General features: G+C 74.7%; 6 protein-coding genes and 1 tRNA gene. 2 read left to right on the top strand and 5 right to left on the bottom strand.

Going from position 1 to position 7,660, the window contains the following annotated elements; all coding sequences use genetic code 11:
• Window positions 1-887, top strand: an 887-nt coding sequence (locus HUW36_RS21045; protein WP_174529738.1) for a hypothetical protein, incomplete at its 5' end; no start/stop codon positions are given.
• 265 nt (window positions 888-1,152) lie between these two features.
• On the opposite strand, the gene HUW36_RS21040 is transcribed toward HUW36_RS21045, so the two are convergent.
• From HUW36_RS21040 to HUW36_RS21030, 3 genes are all read right to left on the bottom strand, one after another.
• A complete protein-coding gene (locus HUW36_RS21040) occupies window positions 1,153-2,163 on the bottom strand; it encodes a CU044_5270 family protein (protein WP_174529737.1) in 1,011 nt (336 codons plus the stop codon).
• Window positions 2,163-2,717 carry an RNA polymerase sigma factor gene (locus HUW36_RS21035; RefSeq protein ID WP_246248250.1) on the bottom strand — a complete coding sequence of 185 codons (555 nt, stop codon included), beginning with the start codon at window positions 2,715-2,717 and terminating at the stop codon, window positions 2,163-2,165. The genes HUW36_RS21040 and HUW36_RS21035 overlap by 1 nt, the downstream gene beginning before the upstream one ends.
• 177 nt (window positions 2,718-2,894) lie before the next feature.
• Complete coding sequence (locus tag HUW36_RS21030) at window positions 2,895-3,491, bottom strand: kinase (RefSeq protein ID WP_174529735.1); 597 nt, start codon at window positions 3,489-3,491, stop codon at window positions 2,895-2,897.
• Between the two features lie 102 nt (window positions 3,492-3,593).
• Here HUW36_RS21030 and HUW36_RS21025 point away from each other — a divergent pair, with 102 nt between their 5' ends.
• The gene (locus HUW36_RS21025) at window positions 3,594-4,607 is read left to right on the top strand and encodes a phosphotransferase enzyme family protein (protein WP_174529734.1); all 1,014 of its coding nucleotides are present in this window, start codon (window positions 3,594-3,596) and stop codon (window positions 4,605-4,607) included.
• 72 nt (window positions 4,608-4,679) lie between these two features.
• Here the strand turns inward: HUW36_RS21025 and HUW36_RS21020 are convergent.
• Window positions 4,680-4,755: transfer RNA gene (locus HUW36_RS21020), tRNA-Lys, on the bottom strand.
• A gap of 63 nt (window positions 4,756-4,818) precedes the next feature.
• Window positions 4,819-7,660 (bottom strand): VWD domain-containing protein (locus HUW36_RS21015; protein ID WP_174529733.1); only part of this gene is annotated, 2,842 nt, incomplete at its 5' end.

Here is a 7,660-nt window from a genome sequence, read left to right as displayed (position 1 = left end):
CTGCGCTCGCCGCGGTGGTCCTGGTGGTGCCCACCGGCAGAGCACCGGATGCCGCGCCCCTGACTCCCGCGGCGCTGGCCCTGCCGGACGCGCCTGGTCAACCCGGCGCCGCCGCGCGTCCCGAGGTGGTCGGCTCCGACCCCGGCGTCGTGCACTTCGCCACCCCCGCCCTGGTCGGGGATGCGGAGTCCGCCACGTGGACGGCGGGACGCGGCGTCGAGAGCGTCGAGTTCCGGGGCCGGACCGGGCAGGCCCGGTTCGCGCTGGCCCGCAGCGCCGCGACGCTGGACGGGCTGCAGCAGACGCTCTCCTCGGCGGGACGACCACAGCAACGGACGGACGTGCGCGTCGGGGGCCGACCGGGAGTCGCCTGGTTCGACCCGTCCGGCGACCGCCAGCTGTGGTTCGTCCGGTGGCGACCGGCCGACGGCCTCTGGGCCCAGCTCGACATCTACGCGGCCGGCCGCGACGAGGCGACGGGCGCGGCGAGCCGGGTCCGGTTCGACGGCGCCCACCGCTGCGTCGTGCCGTTTCGGCTGCGGTCGCTGCCGGCCGGAGCGCGGCTGCTGGAGTGCGCCGTCACGCTCGGCCGGTCGGAGCGCGGCCCGTTTCTCGAAGGCTCACTCGTCGTGGGCGACGGATCCGACCGCTGGATGACGATCCGGGCCCAACCCGCCCCGGGCGACGGGTCGAGGGCCGGCGACCTCGCCGCCGGGCCCTACCGGGCGCGCCGGCAGGGTGACGACGTGCTGGAGATGCGGGTCGAGCCGTGCGTCGTCGAGGCGTTCCTCGCCGGCTGGGGACGCGGCTACACCGAGGCGGACGGCCTGGCGGTCCTCGGCGGGTACCGACCGGCCGGCGACCTCGGCCGCCCGACGTCCTGGTGACGGTCGACGGCCGGACTGACGCAACGGACCGCGGCTCCCGGTTACCGCAACGAAACCGGCCGTACGCTGCGCTGATGGCACGCCGGGGCCACCGCTCGCCCCCGCTGAACCCGGTGCGCCGCCGGCCTTCCGCCCGGATGTCGTCCCGGGCGACGGTTGTGCCGGCCGACTCGGTCCCGGCCGGCGCGGGGCCCGGCCGACCACGGCTCCGACCCGGAACCGCTCCGGGGCCGCTCCCGGAAGGAGCGGCCCCGGAGCGCGGCCGTCAACCCATTCGATCGGTCCGCGCGGCTTCGAGGATCAACTGGTACGCGCTGATCCGTACGGGCGACAGCGTCAGTCGCTCATGGGCGAGCAGCTCACCCGTCGTCGGATCGAAGATCAGGAGAGACTGGGCGTCGTGTTCGCGGTCGTCGAAGGTGACGGCGACCCCGTCCCGACCGGCGCGATCCGTCACCTGCCCCCGCCAGCGGAAGCCGGGCACGTCGGCGAGGACCCGCAGGATCGCCGCTCGGACCGCACGCGGTACGACGAACCGCTGGTAGAGCGTGCTGACCTCCTTGCTCGCCGCGCCCGGCCCGAGCTCGACCTTGAGCAGTTCCCGTAGCCGCGACGGGTCAGCCGACGGTGGCGTGAGTTCCATGGGCGGCAGCGGGACCGGGGCCGGAGTCACCGCGGCGCCGAGCGCGGGGCGCGAGGCCAGTTCCCGTTGCCAGTAGTCACGGGACTCCTGGTCGGGGTACTGCGGCTCCACCTGGGTGTTGATCTGGCTGCCGGTCCCGTCGGCGGCCTGCCAGACCTTCGTCTCGCCGGCGAAGGCGACCTGGTGACGGCCGTCGGCGGAGGTCATCACCGGATCGCCCCACACCTTCGTGTGGTGGTACGTGTAGCGCCCGCCGAGGTGCTCGTGATCGGCGTCCTTGATCTTGCCCGCCAACGCGCGCAGGTGCGGACCGGCCTCCGGCGGGTCCGTGTCGAACTGGTACGAGACCGGCACGAGCACCGTTCCCGCGATGCTCCCGGTCCCCCCCGGTACGTCCGGTGGGCGTCTGCCGAACGGCTGGAGTGCGGCCACGGCACCGGCCGCGACCGCCAGCGTCCCCGCTGCCAGGACCAGCCGGCGGTTCGGGTGTACGCGACGACGCCCGGCGACCGTCTCGGTGGTGCCGGCGCGGTTGATCAGTTCGCGTGCCGAGACCAGCGGCGGTGCGACGACGGCGGTCCGGGCCGGGTCGACCGGGCCCAGGAGGGTACGGGTGCGCTCTGCTCCGGACATCACAGTTCCTCTCGCGTGGCCGCCAACACGGGACGGTGCCGGGACTGGGCAGGCCGCTCCGACATCGCTGCGGCGAGGCGCCGACGGGCCCGGTGCAGGCGCACCGCCGCGGTCGCCCGGGTGCAGCCGATGACGTGGGCCGCCTCGGACACCGTCAGCTCCTCCCATCCGATCAGCCGGAGAATCTCCTGGTCGAGTTCACCGAGGACGGCCAGCGCGGCCCGGACGTCGGCGACCCCGACGGTGGTGTCGGCACCCGACGAGCTGGCGACCCGTGCCAGGTCGGCACCGGTGATGGGCAGGACGTCGGGGACGCCGCGCCGCGACCGCCAGTGGTTCGCGAGGAGCCGCCGGGCCACCCCGTACAGCCAGGGCAGGCTGCGGTCCGGCACCTCGTCGCGACGACGCCAGGCGACGACGAAGACCTCCTGGGCGAGTTCCGCCGACGCGTCGGCGTCCGCGAGTCGGCGCAGGCCGTACCTCACCACGTTCGCGTACTCGGCGGCGTAGAGGCCGGTGAACCAGCCCTCGCCCCTCTTCTCCGGTGGACCCACCCGAACCCCCATTGCCTCGGCGACTCTCACCCTGGCTTGTGTCACGACGGGCCCAACGATTACCGGCGGCGTCCTCCCAGGCTGGCTCAGGCGGGCGCGGTAGGGCGAGCCGCTCGTCGTCGCAGTCGCCGTGCGGTACGGGGTGTCCGGCCACCCGGGACCGACGGTGAAGAACGGCTACATCGGTCGCCGACTCAGCTGCTCCTCGGGGACGGCAGGGCGCGGAAGCCTGTCGTCGTCGCGTCCGGTCTGGGGCAGCCCGGCGGCCGCCGCGATCGCCTCGACGGCCTCGTCCAGCCCGGTGCTCTCGGGCAGGACGAGTTCGTCCGGCCAGCCCATGACGTCGTGGGCGGCGTACCAGCCGCGCATCTGCTCGGCGGTGAACTCACCGGCCTGCGGCCGGGTGAGGTGCCGGCGCAGCGTCTCGGGCAGGGACACGTCGAGATAGCAGAACAACGACCGTCCCCGGTGGCCGTCCCGCAGCGCCGTGAGCATGCTCCGGTGGCGGCCGGTGTGCAGGATGCCCTCCAGCACCACGTGGTAGCCGTGGTCCAACGCGAACCGCACGGTCTGCGCGATCAACGCCGGCGCCGCGCCGCCGGGCCTGTCCCGTTCCCTCAGCACGATCCGGCGCAGGTAGTCCTGCTCGACCAGGGCACAGCCCCGGCCGTGCCGGCGTCGGAGCTCACGGGCGATGCTGCTCTTGCCCGAGCCGGAGTTGCCCCGGACGCAGACGAGGATCGTGTCCGGGCTTCCGGTGGGTTCGGTGGGCACAGTGCCTCCTCGCGGGGTGGGCACGCCTGTCGGCGCCAACTCGCGTACCGGCACTCACGATGCCATCTCGCGGGCCTCGCGCACGGAACGGACGGGGACGGGGTGAGCCGCGCGGTCTGCCGCAGCGGTGTGACACCGTTGATCCGTACGATGCCGGGAAGGGAGGACCAGGTGACCGGGGCGGCGCGACCGCGGGCCGCTGCGGTGATCGACCCCGAGGTGTGCGCGCGTTGGCGGCTGACGGCCGGACCGGTGCTGGCGGACCGGTCGAGTGGCACCTGGGCGGCCACGAGAGACGGTGCCGCGCTGATCGTGAAGTACTTCGACGACACGACCTTTCCCGACTGGCGCTACACGTTGCGAGTCGCTGCCGCGGTGCGCAGCCTGGGCTGGCCCACGCCGGAACCGGTCGAGGAGCCGCTGACCCGCCCGCACGGCACGTGGGTGCTGTTCCACCGGCTGCCCGGCCGATCCGCATCGCCCGCCGCGCAGGACCAGCCGGCCGAGCGGCGCGCCCGGGGACGGTTGCTGGCGGAGTTCCACGCGAGCGCGGCAGCCACCGGCATCGGCGACCAGCGAGGCGGCTTCCACGCACCCGCCCACGTCGTCGCCGACCCCGAGTTGGCGCGCCTGCTGCGGCGCCACGAGGCCGCGAACCCGGTCCAGGGAGGCGTGCTGCGGCGGTGTCACGAAGCCGCGGCGTCATGGTTCGCCGACCACCCCGACCTGGACGCGCCGCGCAGCGTCATCCATGGCGACTTCACGCCGTGGAACCTGCTGTTCGACGACGGGCGGCTGACCGGCCTGCTCGACTTCGAGGCCACCCATCACACGTTCCAGGTGGCCGACTTCGCGCTCTCGTGGCGCGGCTACCAGGACGACGTGCTGCGAGGGTACGACGAGGTGCGCGCACTGTCGGAGCTCGAGTGGCACCTCGTGCAGCCGACCTACTGGGCGTGGTTGTTCCTCGGCGTCAAGGACGCCCTGGCCGCTCACTACCGCGTCCCCTCCCGGGCGAGCGAGGCGCCGGACCTGGAATGGCAGTTCACCCATGCCCGCAGGCGTTCTCCGCTGCTCGCTCGCCGGACCGGTGCGGTACCGCCAATCTCGTTCTGACACCACCACCCACCGGCGGACACGAAAAAGGCCCCGGCCCGGTGTGAACCACCAGGACAGGGCCTTGCTCGTTGGTGCGCCGCCAGGGACTCGAACCCCGAACCCGCGGATTAAGAGTCCGCTGCTCTGCCAGTTGAGCTAGCGGCGCTCACCGACAACGGGACGAGACGTTAGCACGCCCCCGCGCCGCCCCCGAACGGCAGGGGTGGTCTCACCGCAGGACCAGCGTGACCTGCCCGGTCGCGGCCCCCGACGGGTCGACCAGCAGCGCGTACGTGCCGGCGGACGGCAGCACGGTCGGCGCGATGCCGCCGGCCCCGTTGATCACACAACCGGTGGCCAGCGTGCCGCCGTCCGGCGCGCGCAGCACCAGCACGCCGCACTGGTCGGGCAGGGTGGCGGCGGTCGCGGTCACCGTCACCGAGGTGCCGGCCGGGGCGGTGAACCGGTAGCCGGTGACCGCGCCGGGCCGGTCGACCGTGGCGACGAACGGCGGCCCGCCGAGCGCCGTCGTCGCGTCCCGGTCCCGGCCGGTGACCACCCGCACGGTGGCGGTGCCGGTGCCGCGCTCCACCGGGTCGACCACCACGGTGTACGTGCCGTCGGCGGGCAGGACGGTGCCGTCGACCTCGCCGACGCCGTTGATCACGCAGCCGCTGCGCAGCAGTTGCCCGTCGGCGGCGCGCAGTTCCAGCGGCGAGCACTGGTCGGGCAGCGTGCTCTCGGGCACCTCGACGTAGACCCGCTCCCCCTTGGCGCCGGTGAACCGGTAGCGGGCCCGGGCGCCGGGCTGCTCGATCGTGGCGGTCGCCGCCGGGCCGTTCGGTTGCAGCGTGCCGCCGCTGTCCTTCGCGGCATAGACCCGGACGGCGGCGCGGCCGGTGTCGCCGGGTGCGGCGGTGACACGCAGCGTGTACGTGCCGGTGGCGGTGAGGTCGACGCGGTCGACGTACCCGGAGCCGTTGATGACGCAGCCGCTCGCGATCTCCCGGCCGTCCGGGTCGACGAGCAGGTACGGCGAGCAGCGGTCGGCCATGCCGGGGGCGGTGACGTCGACGAAGACGGCGTCACCGGCGCGGCCGGGGAACGTCAGGGGCGCGCCGCCGGGGGTCAGGCCGGCGGTGGCGACGGGCACGGCGGTGATCGGCGTGCCGGAGGGCGGGACGACCCGTTCGGTGGTGGCGCCGGCCACGGCGAACTCGGGTCGCCCGCTGACCGCGACGTCGAAGACGCACTCGGCGAGCTGCGCCGGGGCGGTGACGCCGGCCCAGCGGCAGACCTGCTCGGCGGACGCGCGACGGGCCGGGTCGAGGTCGCCGACGGTCACCTCGCGCTCGGGGAAGGCCCGGTCGGTGAAGGTATCGGTGTTCTCGCCGTCGGCGTAGGGGAACAGCGAGCGGTCCTGGGTGATGCGCCAGCTGTCCGCGTACGCGGGGTAGAGCTTGCCGAACGGCACCGGCTGGGTGAGCGGGGCGCCGGAGGCGGGCGCGACGTCGTCGGCGGGGTCGCCGTCGAAGTCGCCGAGCAGGCCCCGCACCTTCCCGGCCCGGCCGTCGGCGAGCCGGACCAGCACCCGGTAGCCGTAGCGGCCGATCTGGTCCACCGCGGCGGCGGATCCGTCCGGCCACGTCAGGTCGTACCCGTCGATCGGGCCGGTGTCGGACGGGCGGCGGGTGAGGCTGCCGCCGCCGGGCAGGTCGGAGCGTTGCGCCGGCGCGGCCGGCGGCGCGCCGTCGACGTGCACGAGCGTGCCGCCATCGGTGAGGGTGAGCGCCACCCGGTGGGCGCCGAGCCGGAACGCGACCGCGGAGTTGACCGAGGCGGTCCGCGTGCCGGCCATCGGCGCCTGCCGGACCTGCACCTCCAGCGGGTCGCCGGCGGTCGAGGCGACGAGCGTGAACTCGCCGACGGCCTGGAAGTCGTAGGCGACCCGGTCGAACGTGACCAGGTGCGGGTCGCCGTTGCTGCCGCCGCAGTCCGCCCCGTCCTCGCAGAGCTTCACCGGCCCCTTCGGCGGGGGCGTCTTCTTCGCCGGCTTCTTGCACTCGTCGAGGCTCTTGGGCAGCGGCTTCCCGTCGTACTCCTGGCGCGGCGGCAGGCCCTTCGCCGCCCGGTAGCGGTTCTCCGCGAGCGTCGCCTTCACCTCGGCGGCGCGGATCCCGGTGCTCCCGCAGTCGCCCTGCGGGACCGCGTCCCGGGAGATGTCGTCGGCGTGGTTGAGCTCGTGGTAGAGCGCGGCGCAGGGATCCCGGGCCACGCCGTCGCCGTACGGGTCGGTGGAGGTCGGGTTCCAGGTGACCGTGGACGACCCCTTCCCGTCGGTGCTCTGCGGGGTCTCGAACGCGCCGGAGCCGCCTGGCGTGGGGATGATCCGCACCCGGGGACTCTTCTTGTCCTTGAGCCGGGGCAGCAGGCCGGACGGGTCGCCGCCGGGCTGCGCGAAGCCGGCCAGGCAGCCGTCCACCAGGGCCTGGAAGTCCACGCCGGCGATCGGCACGCCGGCGGTCGGGTCGACCGAGTAGTCGGCCCGGGCCGGGCGGGACCCGCCGCCGACCAACGCGCCGACCGCCACGAGCAGCAGGGCCGCCGCGGCGGCGGTCGGCCGGCGACGGCGTACCAGGAGCAGGACGACGAGCACCGCGACGAGCAGGACCAGCAGCGTGCCCAGGGCCGGCCAGAGCCAACGCCGGCCGGGTCCCGGCCCGTCGCCGACGGTGAAGGTCGCGGTCCGCAGTGCCGTCGCACCCGGGCAGACGTTCGTCGCGCCGGTGATCGGCAGCGTCACGTAGCCGGCCGTGACCTCGTACCGGCCGGGGGCGCCGACCGGCCAGAGCGTGTCCAGGCCGCCGCCGTCCGGGGTGGCCGCCACCGACCGCAGTACGACGTCGCCGCCGGCCAGGCGGACGCCGGTGAGGGTGACGGTGCCGGTCGCGCCGGGCTCGACGGTGGTGAGGCCGGCGGTCGCGGCGGCGCCGATGCCGTCGTCGTGGAAGCTGCGGGCCAGCACCGGCGTGACGTCGCGCCCGTCGCGGCGTACCCCGGTCACCTGGACC

It is taken from the genome of Micromonospora maritima, assembly GCF_902825405.1.
Classification (GTDB): domain Bacteria; phylum Actinomycetota; class Actinomycetes; order Mycobacteriales; family Micromonosporaceae; genus Micromonospora; species Micromonospora maritima.
The sequence above is the reverse complement of the archived record's forward strand: the minus strand, read 5'-3'. Positions and strand labels throughout refer to the sequence as shown.